Origin of the sequence: Rhodoferax sp. U2-2l (assembly GCF_020594515.1) — a bacterium.
Lineage (GTDB): Bacteria > Pseudomonadota > Gammaproteobacteria > Burkholderiales > Burkholderiaceae_C > Rhodoferax.
In genome coordinates, this window is record NZ_JAJCTH010000003.1 from 163,506 (window position 1) to 189,428 (window position 25,923).

General features: G+C 64.8%; 19 protein-coding genes. 10 read left to right on the forward strand and 9 right to left on the reverse strand.

Features of this window, described 5'->3' with window-relative positions; all coding sequences use genetic code 11:
* The first annotated feature begins 6 nt into the window (after positions 1-6).
* Positions 7-2,406 carry a DUF1631 family protein gene (locus tag LHU53_RS03945; RefSeq protein WP_227330784.1) on the forward strand — a complete coding sequence of 800 codons (2,400 nt, stop codon included), beginning with the start codon at positions 7-9 and terminating at the stop codon, positions 2,404-2,406.
* 4 nt (positions 2,407-2,410) lie between these two features.
* Here the strand turns inward: LHU53_RS03945 and LHU53_RS03950 are convergent, their stop codons facing one another.
* The 3 genes from LHU53_RS03950 to LHU53_RS03960 are packed head-to-tail and all read right to left on the reverse strand — an operon-like array spanning position 2,411 to position 5,428.
* The gene (locus tag LHU53_RS03950) at positions 2,411-2,890 is read right to left on the reverse strand and encodes a DUF494 family protein (protein ID WP_227330785.1); all 480 of its coding nucleotides are present in this window, start codon (positions 2,888-2,890) and stop codon (positions 2,411-2,413) included.
* 53 nt (positions 2,891-2,943) lie between these two features.
* A complete protein-coding gene (gene dprA, locus LHU53_RS03955; protein WP_227330786.1) occupies positions 2,944-4,173 on the reverse strand; it encodes a DNA-processing protein DprA in 1,230 nt (409 codons plus the stop codon).
* Positions 4,174-4,219: 46 nt separating this feature from the next.
* A complete protein-coding gene (locus LHU53_RS03960; protein WP_370632216.1) occupies positions 4,220-5,428 on the reverse strand; it encodes a LysM peptidoglycan-binding domain-containing protein in 1,209 nt (402 codons plus the stop codon).
* Between the two features lie 130 nt (positions 5,429-5,558).
* Between LHU53_RS03960 and def the strand changes: the two genes are divergently transcribed.
* From def to LHU53_RS03995, 7 genes are all read left to right on the forward strand, one after another.
* Positions 5,559-6,080: a peptide deformylase gene (gene def, locus LHU53_RS03965; RefSeq protein WP_227330787.1), complete on the forward strand. Its 522-nt coding sequence runs from the start codon at positions 5,559-5,561 to the stop codon at positions 6,078-6,080.
* Positions 6,077-7,042, forward strand: coding sequence for a methionyl-tRNA formyltransferase (fmt, locus tag LHU53_RS03970; RefSeq protein ID WP_227330788.1), 966 nt, complete (start codon positions 6,077-6,079; stop codon positions 7,040-7,042). Before def ends, fmt begins: the two co-directional genes overlap by 4 nt.
* A gap of 5 nt (positions 7,043-7,047) precedes the next feature.
* Positions 7,048-7,791: an AzlC family ABC transporter permease gene (locus LHU53_RS03975; protein WP_227330789.1), complete on the forward strand. Its 744-nt coding sequence runs from the start codon at positions 7,048-7,050 to the stop codon at positions 7,789-7,791.
* Positions 7,788-8,138, forward strand: coding sequence for an AzlD domain-containing protein (locus tag LHU53_RS03980; protein ID WP_227330790.1), 351 nt, complete (start codon positions 7,788-7,790; stop codon positions 8,136-8,138). Before LHU53_RS03975 ends, LHU53_RS03980 begins: the two co-directional genes overlap by 4 nt.
* A gap of 122 nt (positions 8,139-8,260) precedes the next feature.
* Entirely contained in the window at positions 8,261-8,632 is a 372-nt protein-coding gene (locus LHU53_RS03985; RefSeq protein WP_227330791.1) for an Hpt domain-containing protein, read from the forward strand.
* Between the two features lie 120 nt (positions 8,633-8,752).
* On the forward strand, positions 8,753-9,136 hold the full coding sequence (locus tag LHU53_RS03990; protein ID WP_227330792.1) for a response regulator: 384 nt from the start codon (positions 8,753-8,755) through the stop codon (positions 9,134-9,136).
* Positions 9,137-9,182: 46 nt separating this feature from the next.
* Positions 9,183-10,709, forward strand: a complete 1,527-nt coding sequence (locus tag LHU53_RS03995; RefSeq protein WP_227330793.1) for a methyl-accepting chemotaxis protein — start codon at positions 9,183-9,185, stop codon at positions 10,707-10,709.
* Between the two features lie 133 nt (positions 10,710-10,842).
* Here LHU53_RS03995 and LHU53_RS04000 read toward each other — a convergent pair whose 3' ends face one another.
* Positions 10,843-11,805, reverse strand: coding sequence for a TerC family protein (locus tag LHU53_RS04000; RefSeq protein ID WP_227330794.1), 963 nt, complete (start codon positions 11,803-11,805; stop codon positions 10,843-10,845).
* A 353-nt stretch (positions 11,806-12,158) separates the two neighbouring features.
* Between LHU53_RS04000 and LHU53_RS04005 the strand changes: the two genes are divergently transcribed.
* Complete coding sequence (locus LHU53_RS04005) at positions 12,159-12,581, forward strand: ABC transporter substrate-binding protein (protein WP_227330795.1); 423 nt, start codon at positions 12,159-12,161, stop codon at positions 12,579-12,581.
* Between the two features lie 68 nt (positions 12,582-12,649).
* Here LHU53_RS04005 and LHU53_RS04010 read toward each other — a convergent pair whose 3' ends face one another.
* Genes LHU53_RS04010 through LHU53_RS04020 form a run of 3 tightly spaced genes read right to left on the reverse strand, consistent with a single transcriptional unit; the run spans position 12,650 to position 20,718 of the window.
* Positions 12,650-13,051: a response regulator gene (locus LHU53_RS04010; protein ID WP_227330796.1), complete on the reverse strand. Its 402-nt coding sequence runs from the start codon at positions 13,049-13,051 to the stop codon at positions 12,650-12,652.
* Between the two features lie 54 nt (positions 13,052-13,105).
* Complete coding sequence (locus LHU53_RS04015; protein WP_227330797.1) at positions 13,106-16,705, reverse strand: ATP-binding protein; 3,600 nt, start codon at positions 16,703-16,705, stop codon at positions 13,106-13,108.
* Positions 16,706-16,743: 38 nt separating this feature from the next.
* Positions 16,744-20,718, reverse strand: a complete 3,975-nt coding sequence (locus LHU53_RS04020) for an ATP-binding protein (protein ID WP_227330798.1) — start codon at positions 20,716-20,718, stop codon at positions 16,744-16,746.
* A gap of 113 nt (positions 20,719-20,831) precedes the next feature.
* On the opposite strand from LHU53_RS04020, the gene LHU53_RS04025 reads away from it, so the two are divergent.
* Positions 20,832-21,236 carry a response regulator gene (locus LHU53_RS04025; protein ID WP_227330799.1) on the forward strand — a complete coding sequence of 135 codons (405 nt, stop codon included), beginning with the start codon at positions 20,832-20,834 and terminating at the stop codon, positions 21,234-21,236.
* A gap of 88 nt (positions 21,237-21,324) precedes the next feature.
* On the opposite strand, the gene LHU53_RS04030 is transcribed toward LHU53_RS04025, so the two are convergent.
* Together LHU53_RS04030 and LHU53_RS04035 are read right to left on the reverse strand one after the other, a co-directional pair.
* On the reverse strand, positions 21,325-24,831 hold the full coding sequence (locus LHU53_RS04030; RefSeq protein WP_227330800.1) for a response regulator: 3,507 nt from the start codon (positions 24,829-24,831) through the stop codon (positions 21,325-21,327).
* Between the two features lie 31 nt (positions 24,832-24,862).
* Complete coding sequence (locus LHU53_RS04035) at positions 24,863-25,813, reverse strand: diguanylate cyclase (RefSeq protein ID WP_227330801.1); 951 nt, start codon at positions 25,811-25,813, stop codon at positions 24,863-24,865.
* Between the last annotated feature and the right edge of the window lie 110 nt (positions 25,814-25,923).

Here is a 25,923-nt window from a genome sequence, read left to right on the forward strand (position 1 = left end):
ACGCCCATGGCCACCGAACCGATCCCTCTCACGCCAGCACGGCTGGCGGCGCGGGTTCGTCAGCGGCTGGTGATGCAACTGGAGGCGTCCTTGCCCGCCTTGCTGGACAAGGTGCAGGCGCACTTGGTGGCCCTGACCCACGAGATTCCTCCCACGCGTGACCTGCAGCTGCTGCGGCGCGACGCGGCGATGTCGTTCCAGCGTCTGAAGGCGGATTGGCTGGAGCGGGTGCGCCAGGACTTGCGGGCGGGACTCGGGCGTGACACCCAAGCCGTGACCGCGTCGGGTCGCGGCGGGCAGGACTTTGACTTTGAATTGGTCAGCACCGATGCGGTCGAGAACAAGATCGTGGTCTCCCGCATGGTCATGAACCTGATGGAGCATCGCGCCGGGCCGGTCAACGATTTGCTCAAGCGGCTCAAGTTCCTGAACCAGCAACAGCCATTGAGTCCGACCGACATGGCCCAGCCGGAGTCGTTGTTTCTGTGTCTGGTTGAAACCTGGGAGAGCATTGGCTTGTCGCGTGAGGCCTGGCCGTTGGCACTGCCAGCAATCCAGCAACACCTCAACGAGGTGCTGGACAAGGCTTACCGGACCTGCAACGCCGAGTTGATCCAGCACGGTGTGTTGCCGGTCATTGAATTTGTCACCCGGACACGACCGTCCCCGCTCAGCGGCGATGTGCCAGTGGCCCAGCCGCCTGCCGAGCCCGTGCCACCCGTGGCGCAGCAGAATCGGCGCGCCACCGATCAACCCGGCGGGTCGTCGGCTACCCGTGGGCGCGCGCCCGGCAGCCGGATCGGCGCGCCGCCGGTGGCCAACAGTCGGCTCTTCGGTCGCGCACAAGGGTTGCTGGAGCAGGTGGGGCGACTGCTCAGCGGCGCCTTTCTGGAAAGTCCGCCTCCCCCTGGTGCCGCCGGGGGTGTGTCGGGTGGTGGTGGTCAGATGTCGACAGGGGTACCGGCCTCGGGCCCGATGGCCTTCACCGGGCCGTCACCCACCTACGCCGGCCCGTCCGCAACGCTGATGATGGCCCTGGCCCAGCAGCCCCGGCTGCCCGATGTGCAGTTTGTCACCTCGGAAGGTGGCGGCCAGGTGCTCTACCCGGTGGTCATGGCGCAGATGGCCAGCAATTTGCGCCAACAGTCGGCCGAGCTCAAGAGCCGGGCTGAGACCGACAACGAAAAGGCCATCATCGAGCTGGTGGCGCTGATGTTCCAGTCGATCCTGCAGGAAGACCGCATTCCGCCCGGCGCCCGCGTCTGGTTTGCGCGGCTGCAGATGCCGGTGTTGCGGCTGGCGCTGGAAGACCCGAACTTTTTCAACAAACTGGACCACCCGGCGCGCCAGCTGATCGACCACATGGGCTCGTGCGTGCTGGGGTTCGATGCCAGTGGCATCAGCACCGAAGACCTCGAAGGCGAGATCAAGCGGGTGGTGCAGGTGGTGGAGCAGTATCCCGAAACCGGTGACCGGGTTTACAAGCGGGTTTACGAAGAATTCCAGCAGTTCCTCAAAAACCACCTGGCCAAAAAACCGTCGGCCCAGCGCGTCATGGGCGTGGCCGAGCAGCTGGAGCAGAAGGAAACCCTGGCGATCCAGTACACCATCGAATTGCGCGATCACCTCAAGGACATGCCGGTGCGCGAGGAAGTGCGCACCTTCCTGTTCAAAATTTGGGCTGAGGTGCTGGCGGTATCCACCGTGCGTCAGGGCAAGCAGCATGAAGAGACCCTGCTGCTCAAGAAAGCGGCGACCGACCTGATCTGGGCCGCCAGTTCCAAGCCCAACCGGGCGGATCGGGCCAAGGTCATTGCCGGGCTGTCCGAGCTGCTGCGCAGCTTGCGCCGGGGCATGGGGATGCTGGGTTTGGGGCAGGCCGAGCAGGACGAGCACATCAAAGTCATCAGCGACACCCTGGCCGATGCCTTCATGGCCAAGACCGAGGTGATTGACGATGCGCAAATCCAGGCGTTGGCCAAGCGGCTGGCCGAGCTGGACGACTACATCAGTGACGACGGTGGAGAGGAGCTGCCGCTGGACACCGAAAACATCGAGGACCTGCTGGGGCTCGATGCCACCGATCTGGACGTGGTCAGCGAGGGCGGCGGCGCCGCCAGCCCGGTGATGCTGGCGTGGGCCAGCGACCTGGCCTTGGGCTCATGGTTCACCTTGGACTTCAAGGGCAACGCGCTGCAGGTGCAATATGTCTGGCGCAGTCCGCTGGGCCATATGCACCTGTTTGCCAACAATGTCGGGCACAGTTACCTGTTCCAGACGCCCCGACTGGCAGCCTACTTGCAGGGCGGGCTGCTGGAGCCGCAGGAAGACGAGCCGCTGACAGCGCGCGCCACGCGCTCGGCGATGGATGAAATCCAGGCCAACCCGGCGCGCCTGCTCAACTGAGGCTTCAATGCACCAGGCGGGTTGTCTGGTTGTCACACAGTTCGTCGAGCACCAGCGCATCGGGCTCATGTGCCAGGCCCCAGTAAACCATCAGCACAATCAGCTTGAGGTCGTCCAGACTCATCGGGTTGCCGGGAGCCGCCATGGCACGCTCCAGCACCAGTTCCAGTTCCTCGCGGCGCAGTGCGCCGATAGAGGTCAGGAAAGCCAGAAAGCCCCAGCCGGTGGCGCCGAGCCGGGTGTGCTCCCGGCGGGTGAGCACCCGCATGGCGGCCGTGTCGGCTGGCACCGGTTCGCCTTGGCTGGTGGGGTGCGGGGGCAACTGGCGGGTGGCGCTTTGGAGCTCTTCCAGCCAGAGCAGTGCGGATTCGACCTCACGCGGGGCAAAACCCAGCGTGTTCAGGGTTCGGTACAAGGTGGGCAGTTCGGGGCATGCATGGCTGTCGGTGTAGTTGTCGTAAACAAACGCGAGGACTTCAAACATGGCCACAATATAGCGCTGCGCCACCGCCGCAAAGCGCAAAACTGGCCGGGAAATCAGACTTGCCCGCGTTGGCGCTGAAACAGGCCACCGGGCAGCCGCGCCACCAGGCCATCGAGCTCCAGCCCCATCAGCTGCGCCTGCAACGCCGCCGTCTCCAGCCCGGTGCGGGCCTGCAGGGCTTCCAGCCCGACCGGGTCAAAGCCCAGGGCATTCAGCAGCTGGTCGTTCTCAGACAAGAGGTCTTCAGCCTTGTTGTGGCCCAGGTCATCAGCGACGGCTTCGCCAGCTTTGGGCAGCCTGCCAGGCCACTGCAATTCTTCCAGCACGTCCTGCGCGGATTCCACCAGCTTGGCGCCCTGTTTGATCAGCGCATGGCAGCCGCGTGACTGCGCCGCATGGATCGAACCGGGGATGGCAAACACATCGCGGCCCTGCTCGGCGGTCAGCCGGGCGGTGATCAGCGAGCCGGATTGGAGCGCCGCCTCGACCACCAGCGTGCCTTGCGCCAGCCCGGCAATCAGGCGGTTGCGTTTGGGGAAATTGGCGGTGAGTGGTGGCGTCCCCAGCGGGTATTCACTCACCAGCAGGCCGTGTTGGGCAATGCGGTGCGCCAGATCAAGGTGCGCCCGGGGGTAGACGCGGTCCAGCCCGGTGCCCACCACGGCCACCGTCACGGCCTGGTGCATCTCGCTGGCGCCTTCCAGCGCGCCTGCATGAGCCGCGCCATCAATGCCCAGCGCCAGACCGCTCACCACCGTCAGCCCCGCCTGGGCGAATGCCTTGGCAAACAGCCGGGCATTGGCGGCGCCCTGCGGCGTCGGGTTGCGGCTGCCGACGATTGCCAAACTGGACGCGGTGTCAATGGTGCGGCCACCGGCCAGATCAGCGCCTACCGTTGACCTCGCGTCCGCCGTGTCCGGGGCTGGGTGGGGCTGAAATTGGGCGTTGCCCAGCAGGTACAGGATCAGCGGCGGGTCGTCCAGATTCAGCAGGGCTTGCGGGTAGCGCGGGTCACCCAGCGTGACCATCTGGCGCTGCACGCCACCGCTGGCGCCCGGTTGCAGCCAGGCCCAGGTGCGCTCGGTCAGCGCGTCCAGACCGTCAGGCGGTGTGCCCAGCGCCAAGGCCCGGGCGGTGCTCACCACCTGTTTCAAGGCGGCGGTGGGTTGGTCAAAAATGGCTTGCGGCAAACCAAACGCGGCCAGCAGCTTGCGCGCACTGTCATTGCCCACGCCCGGCGTGAGCGTCAGGCGCAACCAGGCCGCGAGTTCGTCACGTTCCACGGGTTCAAGCAGGGCGAGCGTGGCCAGTCTGCGGGGTGGGACCGACCTAACGCGGGTTGATCAGCCGGTCACCCACCTTGACGCCGCTGGTGATGTCGAGCACCAGCCCGTAGGAGAGTTTGTCAAAGGTGCGAAACACCATCAGCAGCCCATTGCGCTCGTCGGGCAGGCGGATGTTGGCACGCTGCTCGTCGGTTTTGTCCACCAGCCGCGCACCGGCCTGCAAAATGGCCAGCACGTGGCCGTTTTCCAGCCCGTCACGCTGGCCTTTGTTGATGATCACGACCTGATTTTGGGCCGCGTTGACCACCGCGCTGCCGTAGATCGAGACGATGCGCGCGTCCACCGGCTCTTGCGGTGCGTGCGGCACGTAGCTCTGCAGCTGTCGGGGCGGCTCGGGCAGCAAGCGGTCACTCACGCGCATCTCTTCCTTCACGTCGACGATGTCAAAGGTGGCTGGCACGATGTCCACTTGCGTGGCGCCGTCCCGGCCGGTGGATTCCTCGGTGCCTTCACTGCGGGCCAGCAAGGCCTTGCCCAGGTACTGCGCCTCAAAGCCCAGCACTTCACCCGTGATCGGGTCCTTCAAGGGCGTGGCGTTGCGAAACACCCGGAAGGCTTTCTGTTTTTGGCGCGGATCGTCGATCAGTTCGTTGGAGGAGGCGCTGCGCACATACGCGCGGTCGCCCCGGGTCAGGAAAACCCGGCCGTCCTGGGTGCCCACAATCCGCGGCGCGCTGCTCATGGTCTGGTCATCCACGATGATGCCGTCCGACAGGAAGGGTTCGATCAGGTGGTTTTGCAGGGTCGGCAAGGCGCCATCCGGCAGGCCGTCGATGCGCGTGCGCGGCGACAACCTCACCGTGGGGATGCCGCCACTACCGGGGCGTGTGGTCAGCCTGGCGCGGCCATTGGATGTGTCCAGATACAGCGTTTGGCCGGGGTAAATCAGGTGCGGGTTTTGGATGTCGGCCAGGTTCATGCCCCACAACTCGGGCCAGCGCCAGGGCGACTTCAGGAACATGCCCGATATAGCCCACAAGGTGTCGCCTGACTTGACGGTGTAGCGATCTGGCGCGTTGGCCCGAAGCTCGCTCAGGGCCACGCCGCTTTGGGCCACCTGGTTGGCGGTGGCACGCTGTTGCGTGGTGATGGGGAAGTTTTGCGCCTGGGCTGCCCCGGCGGTCAACACGCCACAGGCCAGTGCGGTGCAGGCCAAAGGCATGCGGGCTGCTTGGAAAAAAGAGGAAGACATGGTGTTTCGTGCCCTGTTGTATCGCGTGAGATTTTGCGCCCAAGCCCTTGATTGAACAACGATTCTCGCCTGAGGCGTACGCAGTCGGACAAAAAAATAGCGAAAATAACGACATCTCAGGACACACACTATGGCATTACTCCCAATTATTTGTTACCCGGACGACAGACTGCACACGGTCGCCAAGCCCGTTGCTGCGGTGGATGCGCGCATCCAGACCTTGATTGCCGACATGCTGGAAACCATGTACGACGCCAACGGCGTGGGGCTGGCTGCCACCCAGGTGGATGTGCATGAACGCGTGATCGTGCTGGATGTGTCCGAAGGGCGCGACACCCCGCTGGTGCTGATCAACCCCAACCTGATCTGGACCAGCCCGCAAACCCACCTGAACGAAGAGGGCTGCCTGTCGGTGCCGGGCATCTTCGACGGCGTCAAACGACATGACGCCATCAAGGTCGAGGCGCTGGACCGCGACGGCCAGTCGCGCGTGATCGAGTCCGACGGTCTGCTGGCGGTGTGCATTCAGCACGAAATGGACCACCTGCTGGGCAAAGTGTTTGTGGAATACCTGTCGCCGCTCAAACGCAACCGCATCAAGACCAAATTGCTCAAGGCGCAGCGCGAAGGCCGCGTTGCCAAGCTGGTTTGAAGCTGGTTTTTGCCGGGACGCCCGAATTTGCCGCCGTGGCGCTGGCCAAGTTGCTGGCGGCCGGGCATGAGGTGGTGCTGGTGCTCACCCAGCCGGACCGACCCGCCGGGCGCGGCCTCAAACTGCAGGCCTCGCCGGTCAAACAACTGGCGCTGCAGCATGGTATCCCCGTGGCGCAACCGCGCAGCCTGCGCCTGGATGGCAAATACCCCGACGACGCCCACGCCGCACAACGCACCCTGCAAGCCGCCGGGGCCGATGCCATGGTGGTGGCGGCCTACGGCCTGATCCTGCCGCAGTGGGTGCTGGACGTGCCCAAGCACGGCTGTTTCAACATCCACGGCTCCTTGTTGCCGCGCTGGCGCGGGGCCGCGCCGATTCACCGGGCCATTGAGGCCGGTGACGCGCAAACCGGCGTCACCATCATGCAGATGGACGCCGGGCTGGACACGGGTGACATGCTGCTCAAGCAAGCCGTGCCGATTCTGGACACCGACACCACCGGCAGCCTGCATGACCAGCTGGCCGATCTGGGGGCTGACCTGATGGTGCAAGCGCTGGCGCAGTTGCAGCAGGGCGCACTGCGACCCGTCCCCCAGCCGACCGAGGGCGTGACCTACGCCGCCAAGGTCGATAAGGCCGAGGCCAGCATCGACTGGTCGCAGTCGGCACAGACCATCACGCGGCGGGTGCGGGCGTTCAACCCCTTTCCGGCGGCCAGCACGGTGTTGAACGGTGAACCCCTGAAGGTTTGGTCTGCCCGGGTCGGTGCGCAGGTGGCGCCTCCTGACCAAGTGGGTGGGCACATCGTGTCGGTCACGCCCGAGGGCATTGGGGTCGTGGCGATGGATTCTGTGGTGCTCATCACCGAACTCCAGCGTCCCGGCGGCAAACGTCTGGCGGTGGCGGATTTCCTGCGCGGCTGTGAGCTGCGGCCTGGCCAACGGCTTGGCGCGGCCTGATTCTTGTGTTTTTTCAACCCGCGTTGTTTCGGCATCCCGAGTTTCGGGCAGGCGCCCATGACGCCATGGGCGCAGCGCCTGGCCTGGCGTCCTGGGGCATGATGACCGGTGTGGCGATGATGAACTCGGGCATGAGCCTGTTCGAGGCGCTGCTCATGGGGGTGATCGTGTTTGCTGGCAGCTCCCAGCTGGCGGCCATTCCGCTGATTGCGTCAGGCACGCCGATGTGGGTGGTGCTGGCCACCGGCTTTTGCGTCAATTTGCGCTTTGTGGTGTTCAGCGCCCACCTGCGCCCCTACATGATGCACTTGCCGCTGTGGCAGCGCCTGGTCACCGGTTACCTCACCACCGATTTGAGTTATGTGCTGTTCACCCGGCGCTTTCCGCAGCATGGCGGCAGCCCGGAGCAGCTGCTGGCGCAGCAGGCTTACCTGGCGGGTAACTGCGGCGTCAACTGGTCGTCGTGGGTGGGCTGCAGTGTGTTGGGCATTTTGCTGGCGGGCCTGATTCCGGCCCATTGGGGTTTGGGGTTTGCCGGCATTCTGGCGCTGCTGGGGGTGATGTTTTCGCTGGCATCGAGCCCGCTGCGCTGGGTCAGCGCTGGCGTGGCCGGGGCGGCGGCTGTGGCGGCGTTTGCGCTGCCGTTCAAGCTCAATATTTTGCTGGCCATCGCCGCGGCGGTGGCCATGAGCCTGCTGCTGGAGGCCGTGCGCCGGGCCGACGCGGACCGACCCGGCACGTCCCCATGACGGCAGAAACCGACGCCTGGACGGTGATGGTGATTGTGGGTCTGGCGCTGATCACCGTGCTCACGCGCTGCCTGTTTTTTGTCTCCAGCAAGCCGTGGCAGTTGCCCGGCTGGGCGCAGCGCGGTCTGCAATATGCCCCGATTGCCGCGCTGGCGGCGGTCATCGTGCCGGAACTGGTCATGACGCAAGGCCAGTTCATCCAGACCTGGCAAGACGCCCGGCTGTTTGCCGCGCTGGCTGGGGCCGCCTGGTTTTTTGGGCATCGCGCCCAACGCCAGGCCGTGCTGGGCACCATTGTGGCGGGCATGGCGGTGTATTTGCCCTTGCATCTGGCCTTGGGCTGGTGAGGTGTGCACCCGGGCGTGGGGCCGACCCGGCTCTAGAATCGCCGCCACCTTGTCCTTTCTGGTGTGGGCACGGTTGGGGCCGCGGGTCTGGTCATCATTTTTGAAAAGTCAAAGGTTTGTTCATGAACAGTCATCCTTCAAGCACCCCAACGGGGTCGCGTCTGGATATCGCACGCGGTGTGGGCATGATGGGGTCGCAAGCTGCCTTGTGCAAAATCCTGAGCACCGTGCTGGCCAGCATGTCGGCGGATGTGTCAGCCATTGAAGCCGCGTTGCATGCCGGTGACGTTGCCAACGCCAACCGCCTGTTGCACGCCATCAAAGGGTATATGCCGATTTTTGGCAGTGATGAGCTGGTCAGCCAGGTGATAGCGGTTGAAAAACTCAGCAAGACCGAGTCAGCGGCGGTGGTGTTGGTGCACTACCAGACGCTGGCGCCGGAGTTACGTCAACTGCTTGCTGAAATCCATGTTTTCTTGAATACAGGTCCATAACTCGCCTGTGTTGTCGGCTGGCTTGCTGATAGCATGGATTCACCACTTGCGCATGCACCCGTGTGGGTCGGAGTCTGCTGACCCCCACCGCGGCATTGATTTGAACAATAAAGCTGAAAAATGAAATTCACCCTGACACGCGTTTTGGTCGTTGATGATGATGAGGTGATGCGGACCTTTGTCGTCAACAGTTTGCGCCGCCTGGGCATCCAGGCCATTGAGACGGCGGTGGACGGTGGCAGCGCCTTGCGCGCCATGATCAGCTTCCAGCCCGACCTGGTGCTCACCGACATCCACATGCAGCCGATGGATGGCATTGAATTTGTCCGGCAGCTGCGCAAACATACCAACCCGCTGGTCAAAAACATGAAGGTGATCTTCATGAGCGCCGACGCCAGCACCGAGACGCTGGAGCAGGCCCTGCCGCTGGGTACGTTTGGCTACATCGTCAAACCACCACGCCTTGAAATCCTGCAAGCCAAAATTGAGCTGGCCCTGAAGTAAGTCCTGCAACCGCCAATTTGTTCACGCTACCAGGGGAAACGTTGCCATGAACCTGCTTTCACCTGCCATCGCCCTGCTTCGGCCCCTGTCGGGCCGGACGCGGTTTTGGGTGTTGCCGATGCCGATGGTGCTGGTGTTGCTGTCCATCGTGGTCATGTCGCTCACACAAGCCGTCTCGCGCGAGCAAGAGGGGCGGCTGTTTGTGCTGATCTCCATCGCGGGCCTGATGCTGTGGCTGTATTTGCAGCTGGCTTATCTCAGCCTTACCCGCACAGAGCGCGACCGCATGGACCTCGCCATGACCGAGGTGTCCCAAGGCGACCTGGCTCAGAAGGTGTCTGGCAGCGTCCTGACCCTGGGCAATTTCGGGCGGCATCTGGAGCTGATGATCACCAACATGTCGAGCATGGTGGCCAACATCCGCACCGCCGCCGTGCTGCTGGGCGACACCGGCAAAAAGCTGGAGGAAGACACCCGCAGTCTGGCCGAGCGCGCCCAGGCCCAGGGGCAGCATCTGCAACAGACCTCCGTCCACGTCAAGCACGTCAGTGAAACCGTGGCGCGCAACGCCCAGGCGGCGCAACAGGTCAGCAGGATGACGTCGAGCCTGCACCGGGAGGCCGACACGGCCGGCAAGATGATGAACGAGGCCATGCAGAGCATGGGCCCGCTGGAGGTGACCTCCAAACGCATGTCCGAGATCATCGGGGTGATCGATGGCATCGCCTTTCAGACCAATTTGCTGGCCCTGAATGCGGCGGTGGAAGCGGCACGTGCGGGCGAGCAGGGGCGCGGTTTTGCCGTGGTGGCGGCCGAGGTGCGCAACCTGGCCAAACGCAGTCAGGGTGCGGCGGCTGAAATCCGGGGCCTGATTGCCGAGTCGTCCAGCCGGGTGGGCGACACCGTCAACGGCATCAGGCAGATCCATGCCACCCTGGAGAGCCTGATCGCGGGCATTGGCGAGATCGCCATGAATGTCAATGTGATGGCCGAGGGCAGCGCCTCGCAAAGTGCGGCCCTGGAAGAGGTGGTGCACGCGGTGGGTGACCTGGATGTGTTGACCCAGGAAAACACCGCTCTGGTTGGCCGCGCGGCGGGCAACTCGGATCGCTTGATCAACCAGGCCGCCACACTGGAAACCTCCGTGGGAGACATCCGTTTGCGCCAGGGCACGGCCGACCAGGCACGCCAGATGGTGTTTGACGCCATGGCGCACCTACGCAACGTGGGCTACGCGCAGGCGGTGCGTGATTTCCACGACAAGAGCGGCCCGTTCATCGACCGGGACATGTACATCTTCATTTTTGACCGCCGCGGCATTTATCAGGTGCATGGCGCGTCGCCTGAAAAAGACAACAGCGATCTGCGTGCCATCCCTGGTTTGGACGCCGAGCAACTGTTGGCCGATGCGTGGGCGGCGTGTGATCAGGCGCAGGGTGGCTGGGTCAACTACCTCATCACCAACCCGGTCTCGGGGGAGACCCAGGCCAAAACCTCGTATGTGGTGCCGCTGGATGAGGACCATCTGCTGGGATGCGGCTGTTATCTCAACTCACAATGGCGCCATGCATGACCGATGGTGTCGCGGGCCACGCACAGCCAGTGAGCAGATGATGCCTGCTAGCCTGGAGGCGCTGGCGCCGCCAGCGAGGCGGCGTTGCTCACCCAGCGTGAGCGCCTGAGCCGGGCCCGCCTGCCCGCTGCGGTCACGATTCCAGCCGTTCAGGCTTGGCGGTGCGCACGCTCAGCAGCATGGTCAGCGCCAGGATGCCCACCACCACGCCCAGCGAGAACAGCACCGGGATCTTGTAGACGTCGATCAGGCACATCTTGGTGCCGATGAACACCAAAATCACCGCCAGCCCGTAGTTGAGCAGGTGGAACTTGTTGGCTACTGCGGCCAGCAAGAAGTACATCGCCCGCAGCCCCAGAATGGCAAACACATTGCTGGTCAGCACGATGAACGGGTCGCTGGTGATGGCAAAGATGGCGGGGATCGAGTCGACCGCAAAAATCACGTCGGTGAGCGCAATCAGGCAGATCACCATGAACAGCGGCGTGGCAATTTTTTTGCCGTTTTCCACGGTCCAGAACTTTTCGCCATCGTAGTGTTGGCTGACCGGCAGCACCCTGCGCAGCAGTTTGAGCGCCGGGTTGTCGTTCAGGTCGGGCTCCTTGCCAGCGGCCCACCACATTTTCACGCCGGTGAGGATCAGGAAGGCGCCAAACACATACAAGATCCAGTGGAACTCGGCCAGCAGCCAGCCGCCCACCAAAATCATGATGGTGCGCAACACAATCGCGCCGATGATGCCAATCATCAACACCCGCTTCTGAAAGTGCGTGGGCACGGCAAAGTAGGTGAAGATCATCAGGAACACAAAGATGTTGTCCACCGCCAGCGATTTCTCGATCAGGTAGCCGGTCAGAAATTCCAGCGACTTGGTGTTGGCGATCTCGCTCGAGCCGGTGCTGTCTTTGACCGCCCACCAAAACAGGCCGTTGAACAAGAAGCTCAAGCCAATCCAGACCAGCGACCAGTTCAGCGCCTCCTTGACGCCAATGTCATGCGAGCCCTGTTTTTTGAGCACCACAAAGTCAATGAACAGCGACACCAGCACGATGCCACCGAAAGTGGCCCACAGCCAGAGGGGGGCAATAGTCTGCATGGAAACCTCACGAGTTAGAACCTGACAACCTGTAGCGGGCGCGGCGTGAACACGTCAACCAGAACGTAGCGCTGCCCGGGCAAGGCTGGAGTCTAAAAGTAAATGGCCATGTTTAATCTGATATTTGCGTCGTTAATGTTCGTAAAAAAGGGAGTGTTCAAGCGAAAATTCCTGCGGGTGAGATCGCCTACCGGGATCGTCCGCCTGTTTGGACGGCCCCAGTCGGCGCTGAGCGCCCACCCAAATCCTTACAACATGGCGCCTTTATCTGAGTCGGTACGATGCGCTGGCCGTTGTCTGTCCGCTGCGGCGGTAGCGTACTTTGTTCAACCGTTTTGACGTCAGGAGACACCATGCCCACCCCGATTCGCTTTACTTCCCTGCGCACCGTGACTGCGGTGCTCACGCTGACCATCGCGTCGCTGACGCTGCCCTCGTTGGCACATGCCAAGCGCCTGTTCGGCGGTGTCAAATCGGCGCCGCGTACCAGTGTCACCCAACCCCCGGCGCCGCCCGTGGCCCCTGTGGCACCGGCCGCCGCCGCCGCGCCAGCAGCGCGCAGCCCGGGCATGCTGGGCACCGTGGGTGCCGTGGCGGTGGGCGCTGCGGTCGGCACCCTGGCCGGTGGCGCGATAGCTGGGGGCCTGTCGTCCGACAAGGACACCCAGGCCAAAGAGGCGCAGGCGCTGGCGGCTGAAAAAGAAGCCAAGGAATTGCAGCGCCAAGCCGATGAAGCCAAACGCCGCGCCGATGCGGCCCGCGCCGCCGTCCAATAAGCTGAAGTGTGTGACGCGGGCCGGGTGCCACCGTGTGGTGGGCGCGGCTGGCGTTTGCCCCAGCCGGGTCAGCGCGTTGCCAGCAGCTGGGCCAGCACCTCGCGGTGCAGCGGCTTGGTGAATGACCCCAGCAAGCGCAGGCCCTGTCCGGCCGCTATTTCACGTGCCAGCGACAGGGTTTCCACGTCCACCCCGGTGACCAGCACCACGTCGCCCCGGTACTGGCGTTGCGCCAGTTCGGACATGAACTCAATGCCGTCCATGTCGGGCATGAACACATCGCAAATCAGCAGGTCGGGCGGGGTGGCCATGGCTTCGAGCACGCGTAAGGCGCTGCGGCCGTTGTCGGCGGTCTGGACGTCGAGGATGCCCTGTGCTGCCAGCATCTCCTGCAAGACGTCACGGCTGAAGGCGTCGTCATCCACCACCATGACGGACGGTATCAGCTTGTGAGAGGTGTGAGGGGCCATGTGTGCGTCGTGTCAAATAATTCGACACATTATTCCCGTATGACGCCTGGGCGTCTATGACCCAACCGGGGTTGACACCGGAAATCTCAGCGCTGCCGCGATCTTTGTCTCTGCCTGCATGAAGGCCGCGGGCACCTGGGCACCCAGGGTGGTGCAAAGCGGGCCGTCGTCCGCCGCCCCGGCCGCCTCCAGCTGTTGGCATAACGCACCCAACGCCATGGCGCCCACGGTGCGGCTGGCTGACTTCAGGGTGTGCGCCACGCCGGTCACGGTGGTGGTGTCCTGCGCCTGGGCGGCGCGGTGCAGGCTGGCCGCCTGGGCGCGTGCGCTGACCAGGTACTTGGCCAGCAGACGCTGCTGCATGGCCAGGTTGGTGCCCACGATCTCGCTCAGGGCCAGGCTGTCCCACACCGGCGGCTCGCCGGGCGCCACCGCCGCCGGCGAGGTCTGCGGCGCCTCGGGGGGCTGCTGTGGCGGGGGGCTGGCCGGGTTGGGCAGCCACTTGGCGAGCATCGGGCGCAGGTCCTGCAGCCGCAGCGGCTTGATGAGGTAGTCGTCCATGCCCGCGGCGCGGCAGCGCTCGGCTTCACCCCGCATGGCGTTGGCGGTGACGGCAATGATGGGGTGGTGGACGCCGTCCGGCGCCAGCTGGCGGATCGCCGCGGTCAGCTCAAAGCCGTCCATGTTGGGCATGTGGCAGTCAGTCAGCAGCAGGGCGTAGTGGCCGCGCTGCCACATCGCCAGGGCGGTGGTGCCATCCACCGCCACCTCGGCGCGGTAGCCCAGCAACTGCAGTTGCTCGCGCAGCACGTCGCGGTTGGTTTCGTTGTCCTCGGCGATCAGGATCAGCGGCGCATCAGCGGCCAGCGGGCGGTGTGGTACGGGCAGCCGGGCCGGGGTGGGCTCGGTCAAAAAGGGGGAATTCGCAGGCCCCTGGGCCGGTGCTTCGCGCAGCGGGAGTTCCACCGTGAACTCCGAACCCTCACCGTCGGTGCTGTGGGCTTTGATGCGCCCGCCCATCAGCTCCACCAGCCGCTGGCTGATGGACAGGCCCAACCCGGAGCCGCCAAAACGGCGCGCGGTGCTGGCATCGGCCTGGGTGAAGGGGGTGAACAGTTTGGCCAGCGTGGCCGGGGCGATGCCAATGCCGTTGTCGCTGATGCGCAGGTACAGCCCGGCCTGCCCGTTGGCGCGGTGTCCGCTGGCCACCCGCACATTGACCCGGCCGGTTTTCTCTGGGGTGCTGTGGGTGAACTTGAGCGCGTTGCCCACCAGGTTGAGCAGCACCTGGCGCAGCCGCGTCGGGTCACACCACACCCAGGTCGGCAACTGCGGCGAGACCCACAGCGACAGCTCAATGGATTTGGCCCGTGCCGCCGTCTGCATCAGTTGCACCACGCCTTGCACCACCTCGTGCAACTGGGTGGGAAGGCTTTCCACCGCCAGCTTGCCGGCTTCGATCTTGGAGTAATCCAGGATGTCGTTGAGGATGTCCAGCAGCGCCAGCGACGACTGGTGCACGGTGCCCAGCATGCGCCGCTGCGCGTCGGTGAGCGGGGTTTGCTGCAGCATGTCGACCATGCCGATCACGCCGTTCATGGGGGTGCGGATCTCGTGGCTCATGTTGGCCAGAAAACTCGACTTGGCCTGGTTGGCAGCGTTGGCCGCTTCCCGCGCCGCGTTCAGGATGCTGACATCGCGCGCCGCGGCAAACACACCCAGCACCTGGTCCTCCTGGTCGCGGTAGACGCTGGCGTTGAACAGCAGCTCGGTCTGGCCGCCGGTCAGGTGGCGAATGGTCAGCGGGTAATTGTTGACGCGGCCATGCGCGATCACCTTGTGCGACAGCGCCTGCGCCTTCGCGGGCTCGGTGAAAAAGGCTGAAAAATGGCTGCCCACCAGTTCGTCGCGGTGGACACCGGTCACGGCTTCGGTGGCTTCATTCACGTCGGTGATCTGGCCTTGCGGGCTGATGGTCAACAGCGGGTCGACGCTGGCCTCAAGCAGGCTGCGCGCATACAAGGCCGCGGCTTTGGCGCTGGTTTCGGCGCGGTGCAGCTCGTGGGTGCGTTGCTGCACCAGTTCTTCCAGGTGCTCGCGGTAGTTCTGCAACTCGGACTCGTTGGCCATGCGTTCGGTGATGTCGGTGTTCATCGAGAGGAACTCAACCGGCTGGCCGTCTTCATCCATGAACGGCACCACCGTCATGGCCAGCCAGAACAGTTGACCGTTCTTGGCGCGGTTGCAGACCTCGCCCTGCCAGGTTTTGCCCACCATCACGTTCTCATACAGGGCGGCAAAAAACGACTTCGGATGAAAGCCGGAGTTGAGCAGGCGAAAGTCGTTCTGCAGCAACTCTGCCAGCGTGTAGCCGCTGACCTCGCAAAAACGCGGGTTGGCGTGGGTGATGCGGCCATGGGCGTCGCTGATGGTGATCAGCACATGGTTGTCCATGGCCTGCTGGTAGCGCTCCAGCTTGTGCGTCAGCGCCTGTGACTTGGCCAGGGTCTGGCGGGTGGTGGCCTCGCTCTGCTGCAACGCCGCTTCGCGCTGCGCCAGGGTGTCGAGCAGGTAATTGAAGCCATGGATGAGCTGGCCCACCTCGTCGTTGCTCGCGGTGGGCAGCGCTTGGATGGCTTGGCCGGTCTGGGCCTGGCGCAGCAGGGCGCGAAACGCGGTGTGAATCGGCTGCAGCTGGCGGTGCAACAGCCACCAGGTCAGCGCCGTGGCCAGCAGCGACACCAGCAGCGTGGCCAGCAGGATCCGGTGGGTCAATTTGTTGACCGGTGCAAAGGCTTCGTGGGTGGGCAAGGTGGCCAACAGCCGCCAGCCGGTGGCTTCGATCAACGCGCCGGAGGCCAGCACCGGTTGGCCCTGGGGGTCGTGCAGCAAGGCGGAGCCCGCCATGCCTTGGGCAAAGTGGTCCAGTGTCCGGGGCACGCCGGATGGGGGCAGGTCTTGCAGCAGCGGCACTTGCTCGGTGCCGCTTTGCTGCAGCCGCGCCGGACCGGCCAGCACCAGGTAGCTGCCGCTCTGACCATAACGCGAGGCCAGCACCGGCGTCAAAAAGTTGGGTTTACCCAGATCAACCAGCCCAACCAGGGCGCCGATGATGGTGCCATTGGCATCCCGGATGGGGCTGGCAAACGACACCACCGGCGCCTTGAACTCCGGGCTGATCACGGGCGTGCCGATGACGCTGCGGCCCTCGCGCAGCGCCGTGCCCGTGGTGGGGCGCTGGCTCAGGTCGACATCGCGGTAGGTGCTTTGCATCGGGTACGTCGCCAGAGCCCGGCCCGTGACGTCCACAAAGGTCATGCCACCGGTAAAAAAATCCACCAGCGTCAGCCGGGTTTGAAGAAAGCTGGACAGCACCTGGGGAGTTCCCTGCATCAGGGGTATGGCCAGTTTGCCCACGTCTTCGAGCGTGCGCAGCCGGGTGTGCATGGTTCGGTTGAGCTCCTGGGCGTGCAGCGTCACGGTGGCCAGTTGCTGCTGGCCCAGCAGATGCTCCATGTCGCTGCGCAGCGCCCGCTCGGCGTACCAGGCCAGCGACCACAGCAGCGACAGAAACACCGCCAGCGTCAGCAGCGTGATGCGGGCTTGCAGCGAGCGCCAGGAATACCGGCTGATGGGTTTGGGTTGCAGGGTCATGTCAGGGGCTTGGCCGGATGCGCATTGTCGCCGTCGGGTTAAGCGCTCATCGGTTCATGCTGGTGGGTGTGCCGTGGGGTGGCGTCCATCACGGCCAGATGCACGTCGATGCGCGCCTGCGCCTGGGCCAGTGTCCCGGGCAGCGCCTGTGCCAGGTGCTGGCAGCGGGTCAGATCCTGGTTGTTGCTGGCGGTTTCCAGTTGCTGGCACAGCTGCCCCAGCGCCAGCGCGCCCACGCTGCGCGCGGCCGATTTGAGGGTGTGGGCCTGCGTCAGCAGCGTGCTGAAGTCGCCACCCGCCGCGGCGCGTGTGATGGCCTCACGCTGCTGTTGGGCATTGGTCAGAAAACGCTTGAGCAGCCGCTGCTGGGCGCCGGGGTTATCGCCGATCAGATCAGCGAGCAGCTGGCTGTTCCAGATGGCCAGCGTGGCTGGTGACGGTGCCTCGGACGGGCTGGCGGTGATCGCTTGGGACACATCGACCGGTGCCACCGGGTGGCCATCCAGCGGCAGCCAGCGCGCCAGTGTGTCGCTGAGTTCGCGCAGGCGCAGCGGCTTGCACAGGTAAGCGTCCATGCCTTGTGCCAGGCAGCGCTGCGCCTCACCCTGCATGGCGTTGGCGCTGACCGCAATGATCGGGCGCCGCTGGCCCGGGGCTTCACTGGCGCGAATGGCCGCGGTCAGCCCGAACCCATCCAGGTGCGGCATGTGGCAGTCGGTCAGCAGCAGGGCGTAGTGACCACGGCGCCACATCGCCAGCGCTTGCTGGCCGTCGCAGGCGGTCTCAGCGGCGTAGCCCAGGCGCCGCAGTTGCTCTTGCAGCACATCGCGGTTGGTTGGGTTGTCTTCGGCCAGCAGAATCAGCTGGCCAGACGCCATGGCTTGTGACACGCTGGGAGCCGGGCGCTGGCGGGTGGGCTGCCAAGGTGCAGCCGGGGCGGCTGGCGGGGTGGTCAGACGACCGCAAGCGATGGCCACCCCTTGCAGCAGTTCCAGATATAGCAGTGGCCGACAAGGCACGTGGATGCCCGTGGTGGCGTCGGCAGGGGTGCGGCGCGGCCACAGGCGCACCACCGGCCAGCGGGTCAGGTCCACTGCGTCGGTCACGTTGGCATCGGGTGCCGACATGTCGATGAGACAGACCGTGGTGTCATCCCCCGCGGCCAGCGCCTGCTGGGCGGTGGGGCTGTCAGGCAGTGGCAGCACCCGGGCGCCCACCGAGCCCAGATAGGCCTGCAGCATGGTCAGGCTGGCCAAGTGCGAGCTGATGACCAGCACCTGCACCCCAGTCAGGTCGGGCAACACGGTCGGTCGGGCCGTGGACGGCGGCGCCACCGGTTGCAGCGGCAGCTCAACCATGAACTCGGAGCCGACCCCCGGCTCGCTGCGCACGGTGATGTGCCCTTGCATCAGGGCCACCAGCCGCTGGGTGATGGACAGCCCCAGGCCGGTGCCGCCAAAGCGCCGGTTGGTGCTGGCGTCGGCCTGGGTGAACGGGCGAAATAACTTGTCCACCACCTCGGGCTGCATGCCAATGCCGTTGTCCATGACGCGGATGCGCAGCCAGGCGCTGGCATCTGCGGCGGTGAAGGGTTGTACCTGCAGCAAGGCCTGCCCGCTGCGTCTGGACACGAACTTGAGCGCATTGCCCACCAGGTTGACCACAATCTGGCGCAGCCGGGTCGGGTCGGTCAGGATCCACTCGGGCAGCCGCGGGTCGACAAACACCGACAACTGGGCCGCCTGGCCGTCACCCAGGTTGTGCATCAGCAGGGCCGAGCCCTCGATCAGCTCGCGCAGGGCGGTGGGCAGGCGCTCCAGTTCCAGCTTGCCGGCCTCGATCTTGGAGAAATCCAGAATGTCGTTCAGGATGCCCAGCAACGACATGGTGGACTGGTGCACCGTGTCCAGCAGGCGGTGCTGCTCGGGGTTGAGCCCGGTTTGCGCCAGCACGTCGAGCATGCCGATCACACCGTTCATGGGGGTGCGGATCTCGTGGCTCATGTGGGCCAGAAACGCCGACTTGGCCCGGTTGGCGGCGTCGGCCAGGGTGCGCGCCTCGGTCAGCTCGCGGGTGCGCTCCTGCACCAGACGCTCCAGGCCATGGCGGTACAGGTCCAGCTCGGCGTTGAGGCGTTTGGACTCGGTGATGTCTTCGTAAATACCCAGCACGCCAAACACCTCGCCCTGCTGGTTTTTCAGCGGAATCTTGGCGGTGCGCAGCCAGATCGTCTGGCCACCCGGGGTGGTTTGGGGCTCGTCATAAAACAGCCGCGGCACGCCGCTGACCATCACTTGGCGGTCATCGCTGCGGTACAGCTCGGCCTGCTCGGCCCAGCCCATCTGGTAGTCGTCCTGGCCGATCAGCTCGTGCGGGGCCTGTCGACCGGCATCCTGGGCAAAGGCGGTGTTGCAGCCCAGGAAGCGCAGCTCGGCGTCTTTCCAGAACACGCGCATCGGGATGGTGTCAATCACCGTCATCAGCAACTGGTGCGCGGCTTCCAGTGCGGCTTCCGAGCGTTTGCTGGCGGTGATCTCCTGCACCGTGCCCATCGACTGCACCGCTTGGCCCTGCGCGTCAAACCGCGAGGTGCCGCGCTCCTGCACCCATTTGATGTCGCCGTTGGCCATGCGCAGCCGGTGCTCGATCTGGTAGGGCGTGCGGGTGGCCAACGAGTGCTGGTAGGCGGCATGGACCGCGCTGCGATCGTCCGGGTGGATGGCAGCCAGAAAGGCGTCGTAGGTCGCCTCGAATCGGGCTGGGTCGACCTCGAACAGGCGGTAGACCTGATCGCTCCAGTCGAGTTGGCCGGTGGCGATGTCCAGCGTCCAGCTGCCCATCTGCGACAGCCGCTGGGCCTCGTCCAGGCGCTGGGCCAGCGCGCGTGCCGCCTGCTCCGATCGGGTCAGGGCGGCTTCGCGCTCGGACAACTTGCTCAACACCTGGTTGAAGCCACCAATGAGCTGGCCCACCTCGTCCTGGCTGGTTTGCGGCAGCGGCTGCAGCGGCGAGTTGGCCCCGGCCTGCTGGTTCAGCGCCTCAAACGCCAGGTGCAGGGGCCGTAACTGGCGGCGCAGCAGCCACCAGGTCAGCCCGGCGGCCAGCAGCGATGCCAGCACCGCTGCCAGCGTCATGTGCCGCGTCAACTGGTTGATCGGCGCAAAGGCATCCTGGGTTGGCAGCGTGGCCACCAGGCGCCAGTGGGTCACCGGGATGTGCCGCACCGATGCCAGCACCTCTTGGCCATCGAGGTTCAGCACGGTCGAGCCATTGAAGTCGGCCAGAAAACGGTCCATGGCCGGGTTGGCGCCCGGTGCAGGCAGCGCTTGTCGTGCCTGCGGCTGCGCGGTGGCGGTGATGACCTGGCGGTCATCGTCGGCCACCAGCAGGAAACTGCCGGGGTGTTCGCTGTGCGACGCCATCACCTGTTGCAGCAGGTTCAGATCCATCGCTGCGACCAATGCTCCCATCACCTGTTGCCGCGCATCGCGCAGCGGCACCGCGATGGCCACCACAGGCGCAGCCAGCGCGGGGTCCAGGTGAGGGTGGCTGAAAGTGCTTTGGTCCTGTTGCAGCGCAGCGGCCACGTGCGCCAGCCCAAGGTAACGGATGCCCAGGCGATGGGCCGCCAGCGGCAGCGAGGCCACCGCCACACCTTGCGTGTCGGTGACGACCTGGCCGCCATTGAACAGGTAGTTCAGATGGGGTTGTTGGGTCAAAAACGCCTGCAGCTGCGCGGGCTGCGCCATCAGCGCGGGCGAGATGCCCGTGGCAAGCTCTTCCAGCGCGTGCAGGCGGGTTGCCATGGCGCGCTGGATTTCGCTGGCGTGCAGGGACACCGCGGCCAACTGCTGGTCGCTGATTTGTTGTTCCAGATGGCGGCGCAGCGCGCGCTCGCCCAACAACGTCAGCGACCAGATGAAAAGCAACAAGATGGCCAGTGACCATACCGTGATGCGCGTCTGCAAGGCGTGCCACGACAACGGATTGACCCACTTCAACGTTGCTTTCATGCCGCAATTATGGCCACGGTGCGTGCGCCTGCCCGCGCGGGCGAGGCGAGAGCCATCTCGCGTTTATCATCCCAAGCCGTCTACGCTCCGCCCCACGTCAAGGACTCTGGATTGTGAAATTTTCGAACCCGAAGGCCACCGCACCCCGCCACACCCTCCAGGTGCTGGTGGTGGACGACGATAGCTTTCAGCTGGAGTTGCTGGCCGACATCCTGCAGGCGCTGGGGGTGACGGACGTGACCACCGTGGCCAGCGGTGCGCAGGCGCTGGACCTGTTGGGTGAGCATCCGGAGCGCTTTAACCTGATGTTGCTGGACCTGCACATGCCTGGTATGGATGGCTTTGAGTTCATGGCGCAGGCCGCCAGCGCCGGCTTTACCGGTGGCCTGATCATTGTGTCGGGCCAAAGCGACGAGGTGCTGCACGCCGCCAGCTTGGTGGCCAAATTGCGGCGTTTCAGTTTGCTGGGCTCGGTCAGCAAACCGGTGGGCAAGGCGGACCTGGCCGAGTTGATCTGACGATGCACCGGGGCCGACGCAGGCCCTCCCGTTTGCTGGTGGTGTTCAGCGTGAAAGAACAGGGCGTCATCCCGGGCCCGATCCGGGATCAGGCGCTTGGTTTGTGGTGCGTTGTTTGAAGCAGCTGTCTGCCCAGGCGGGACGCTCGCTCGAAATCAAAATCATCCATGGCCTGCTGCAGCGCCTGCCAGACCACCGGGTCGGCGCTCGACGCCTGGTCGCGCAGCTGGTCAAAAACGGCCACGGCCCGCATGTCGGACGCTTTGAGCAAGCCCAGCCACTCCTGCAGCAAGCGGGTGTCGGCGCCGCCCTGGCTGGGCAGCGGCTGCAGCGGGGTGGGTGTGGTGCTGGCCAGGTCGGTGATTGTTTGTTCGAGGCTGGCGGCGACGCGTTCCAACACGGTCTGGGTGGTGGCCAGGGCGGTGTACAACTCGCCGGTCAGGCTGAGCGCATCCAGCGGCTGGTTTTTGTCAAGCGTCTGCCAGACGGTGACCTGTGCCTGGTGCGCCACCGCGGCCAGGTGGACCGCACCCACGGTGGAGGCCAGCCCCTTGAGGGTGTGCAGCATGCGTTCTGCGGTGATCAGGTTGGCGGCTGCCAGCTGGGCATCAAACTGCTCGGGCAGGCGGGTTATTTCTGACAGAAAGGCGCGCAGCACCCGCACATACAAGGCCTGGTTGCCGCCCAGGCGCTCCAGAGCGGCCACGCTGTCGACCGCGCCCTCAGGCGGCAAGGCCGTGGCCGGGGGCGGGCCCGGCAGGCGCGTTGATGCCAGGTCGGGCGGGGTCACCCCCGGCGTGTGGTCGGTGGCGGTTGCCAGCGGTGTCGGGTGCAGGATCAGCTGCGTCAAGAGTCCCAGCCGGAAGGGTTTGCCCACATGGTCGTTCATGCCAGCGGCCAGGCAGGCCGCGCGGTCGGCGGCCATGGCGTTGGCGGTCATGGCAATGATCGGCAGCTGACGCAGGCCCAAAGTCTCGCGGATCGCCCGGGTGGCGGCGTAGCCGTCCATGACCGGCATCTGGATGTCCATCAGCACCGCGTCAAACGGGGTGCCTGCCGCAACCGCCTGGCGCACAGCCGCCACGCCCAGTTGTCCGTTGTCGGCCAAGACCACCTCGGCACCCTCGTTGGTGAGCATCTCCTGGGCCACCTGCTGGTTGATGGCGTTGTCCTCAACCACCAGCAGCCGTCGGCCTGCCAGCGGCTTGTGCTGTGTGAGCGGCGCTGGCATCGGATGCATCAGGTCCGGGCTGCGGGCCAGCGCGTCTGACACGGCATCCAGCAGCATCGAGGCGGTCACGGGCTTGACCAGGAAGCCCTGCAACAGGGCCTGTTGCTGCGGGCTGCGCTGGGTCAGCATGTCACGGCCGCTGGAAGTGATCATGATCACCGCCGGGGCGGGCGGCGGCAGCGACAAGGCCTGCCACTTTTCCAAGGTCTGCCAGCCGTCCATGCCAGGCATGTGCCAGTCCATCAGCAGCACCTGGTAGGGCATTTGCCCGGTGCTGGCTTGGGGCTGCAACATGGCCAGCGCCTGGGCACCATCGGCTGCCACATCCACCTGCCAACCCAGCGCACGGCACAGGGCCGCCAGCACATCCCGGGCGATCGGGTTGTCATCCACCAGCAGCACACGCAGCCCGCTCAGGCCGACGTGCACCACCTGCGTCGCCACCGGGGGCTGCAGCTCGGGGCTGATGGGCAGGGTGATCTGGAACGAGAAGGTGCTGCCTTGACCCAGTTCACTTTGCAGCGCCAACTCGCCACCCATCAGCGCCACCAGACGGCGGCAGATGGACAGCCCCAGCCCGGTGCCGCCAAAACGCCGGGTGGTGGAGGCTTCGGCTTGGGAGAAGCCTTCAAAAATATGCTGCTGGTTTTCTGGCGCGATGCCGATGCCGGTGTCTGTGACGGCGAAGTGCAGGGTGGCGTCCTGATCGGTCTGGCGCACCACGCGGATGGCCACCACCACGTCCCCGCGGGGGGTGAATTTCACCGCATTGCTGCACAGGTTGAGCAGCACCTGGTGCAGGCGCAACATGTCGCCGCACAGCGCCTGGGGTGTGTCCGGGGCCACATCAAACAACACCTCGACATCCTTGTTGCCCACGTTGGCCGACACAATCACCGACAGATCGCGCAGCAGTTTGTCCAGCCGGAACGGGTGAACCTCCAGGGTCATCTTGCCGGCGTCAATCTTGGAGAAATCCAGAATGTCATTGAGCAGGCCCAGCAACGACTGTGCGGCGCTTTCGGCCTTGCTGGCGTAGTCGAGCTGGCGCTCGGTCAGCGGCGTGTTGTGCATCAGCCGCAACATGCCCAGCACCGCGTTCATTGGTGTGCGGATTTCGTGGCTCATGTTGGCCAGGAACTGGCCTTTGGCCACGGCCGCACTCTCGGCCTGGTCCTTGGCGAACTGCAGCGACTGCTCCAGATTTTTGTTGACCGTGATGTCGGTGCGAATGCCAATGAACTGGTGCGGCAGGCCATCCACACCCAGCAAGGGCACGATGGTGGCATTGACCCAGTAAAAACCACCGCTTTTTGTGCGGTTCTTGATGTCGCCGCGCCAGACCTTGCCCTCGGTGATGGTCCGCCAGAGGTCTTCAAACAAGGCTGGTGGATGTTCGTCAGACTTGATGATGCGGTGGTTCTGCCCCAACAACTCGTCCTGGCGGTAGCCACTCACGTCGCAAAAGCGCTGGTTGGCGTAAGTGATGTTGCCCTGCAAGTTGGTGATGCTGACAATGGCGTGCTGGTCCAGGGCAAATTTCTGGTTGTTCAGATCCAGGTTCTGAACCAGCAGCCGCGCCGACACCACATTGAGGGCCTGACCCAGCGCGGCGATTTCCGAGGTCTGGTGCGACACCTTCAGGACCGCGCCAGCGGAGCGGTCCAACTGGCTGGCAAACGCGGTGGCCTGCCGCAGGGCGCGCATCATGGGGCGCAGCAGCAGCCACAGCAGCAGCCAGGTGACCACCAACGCCAGCCCGATCGCCTTGAAGGCCTGCACACGGATGCGATGGGCGAGGGTTTCAAAGGTGTCCAGCCGGTAATTGACCCGGACCCAGCCCAAGGGCTGCGACCCGACGATCCGGTGCCAGGCTGACAGGGTGCCGCGGCTGCCGGCCAGGAAGTCCCGCTGGCTGCCGGGGTCGGGGGTTTCTTCCAGAATCGCGTCAGGCGCCTGCGGATCGGGCAGACGCACCGGCTGACGGCTGTAACGCGGTGACCAGGTGCCGTTTTTGTTGACCACTTCCGAGATCGGCCGACCCGCCAGATCCGTCACCAGCACCGAATAGATGCCGTCCACCGTGGCGGTTTGCAGCGTCAGTTTTTCGATCTGCCGGGGCTCGTTGGTGGCCAGGAAATGGGCGTCGACGGTGGCCAGGTTCTGTGCCAGCGCCGACAGCTGCGCCGTCACGGTGCGCCGGGCGTTGTCCGTTTGTTGGCGTGCTGTGTAGTAGCCGTAACCCAGGATCGAGATCACCAGGCAGAAGGTGGTCAGCAACAGCAGCTGGACTTCAAGGCTGCGGGGAAGCCAGCGCCGCAGTGTGCCGCGCGTCAGGGTGGCCAACGGAGCATCAACCGTCATGCTGATTTTGGATGGGCTGGCGCGCGGCGCGTCAGGCGAGCTGTTGGCCGCGAACGCACCCTCTGCCACTGGCTTTGGCCAGGTAGAGCTGTGCGTCGGCCAAGGCCAGAAGGGCCGTGGCGTCGCCACTGGCGCTGGCCGTGAAACCCGCGACGCCGAGGCTGACGGTGATCACAGGCGCCACGTCGGAGTGGATGTGGGCGATGGCTTTTTGGCGCACATCGGCCTCCAGCTCGCGGGCCATCGTCATGGCCTGCTCAAACTCGGTTTCCGGCAACACGCAGGCAAATTCCTCGCCGCCGTAACGGGCCACCAGATCGGCGGGGCGACGCAAGCTGGCCTTCAGGGTCTGGGCCACCTGGCGCAAACAGTCGTCGCCCGCCTGGTGGCCGTAGTGGTCGTTAAAACGTTTGAAAAAGTCCACGTCGAGCATGATCAGCGCCAGCGGCTTCTGGGCACGTAGCGCCCGGGCCATTTCGGTGGCCAGTTGCTGGTCAAAGTAACGGCGGTTGAACACGCCCGTCAACCCGTCCAGGAACACCAGACGGCGCATCAGATCGGATTGGCGTTTGAGGATCAGCTGCGTTTTGACGCGTGCCCGCACCACGGCCGGGTTGACTGGTTTGGAAATGAAATCCACCGCGCCGACCTCCAGGCCACGGGTTTCCTGGGTGGCATCGGTGTGGGCCGTGACAAAGATGACCGGGATGTCACAGGTGTCGGGCGCCGCCTTGAGGGCGGTGCACACCTCGTAACCGTCCATGCCGGGCATCACGATGTCAAGCAGCACCAGATCCGGTGGGGTGCGATGGCAGAAGTCCAGCGCCTGCTGGCCACTGGTGGCCATGAACACCTGGTATTGCTCGGCAAATATCTGGTTCATCACCTGGATATTGATGGGCTGGTCGTCCACCACCAGCAGCCGCGCCCTGGTCGCAGGCACGTTCATCAGGGTGGTCAAAGCGTCTTGATCTTGGGACATGTCAGTGGGGGCGAAGGCCCCTCGATATTAAGCGATTGGCCTGCCGCCAGCGCGCGGGGAAAACGTGATCTTAGGGTGCCAGGACGATCTAATTGCTTTCTTGTTGCTTA

Coding starts and splice junctions, on each gene's coding strand:
- LHU53_RS03945 (WP_227330784.1), top strand. CDS start 7: ATGGCCACCGAACCGATCCCTCTCACGCCAGCACGGCTGGCGGCGCGG.
- LHU53_RS03950 (WP_227330785.1), bottom strand. CDS start 2,890: ATGTTTGAAGTCCTCGCGTTTGTTTACGACAACTACACCGACAGCCAT.
- LHU53_RS03960 (WP_370632216.1), bottom strand. CDS start 5,428: ATGTCTTCCTCTTTTTTCCAAGCAGCCCGCATGCCTTTGGCCTGCACC.
- def (WP_227330787.1), top strand. CDS start 5,559: ATGGCATTACTCCCAATTATTTGTTACCCGGACGACAGACTGCACACG.
- LHU53_RS03980 (WP_227330790.1), top strand. CDS start 7,788: ATGACGGCAGAAACCGACGCCTGGACGGTGATGGTGATTGTGGGTCTG.
- LHU53_RS03985 (WP_227330791.1), top strand. CDS start 8,261: ATGAACAGTCATCCTTCAAGCACCCCAACGGGGTCGCGTCTGGATATC.
- LHU53_RS03990 (WP_227330792.1), top strand. CDS start 8,753: ATGAAATTCACCCTGACACGCGTTTTGGTCGTTGATGATGATGAGGTG.
- LHU53_RS03995 (WP_227330793.1), top strand. CDS start 9,183: ATGAACCTGCTTTCACCTGCCATCGCCCTGCTTCGGCCCCTGTCGGGC.
- LHU53_RS04000 (WP_227330794.1), bottom strand. CDS start 11,805: ATGCAGACTATTGCCCCCCTCTGGCTGTGGGCCACTTTCGGTGGCATC.
- LHU53_RS04005 (WP_227330795.1), top strand. CDS start 12,159: ATGCCCACCCCGATTCGCTTTACTTCCCTGCGCACCGTGACTGCGGTG.
- LHU53_RS04010 (WP_227330796.1), bottom strand. CDS start 13,051: ATGGCCCCTCACACCTCTCACAAGCTGATACCGTCCGTCATGGTGGTG.
- LHU53_RS04015 (WP_227330797.1), bottom strand. CDS start 16,705: ATGACCCTGCAACCCAAACCCATCAGCCGGTATTCCTGGCGCTCGCTG.
- LHU53_RS04020 (WP_227330798.1), bottom strand. CDS start 20,718: ATGAAAGCAACGTTGAAGTGGGTCAATCCGTTGTCGTGGCACGCCTTG.
- LHU53_RS04030 (WP_227330800.1), bottom strand. CDS start 24,831: ATGACGGTTGATGCTCCGTTGGCCACCCTGACGCGCGGCACACTGCGG.
- LHU53_RS04035 (WP_227330801.1), bottom strand. CDS start 25,813: ATGTCCCAAGATCAAGACGCTTTGACCACCCTGATGAACGTGCCTGCG.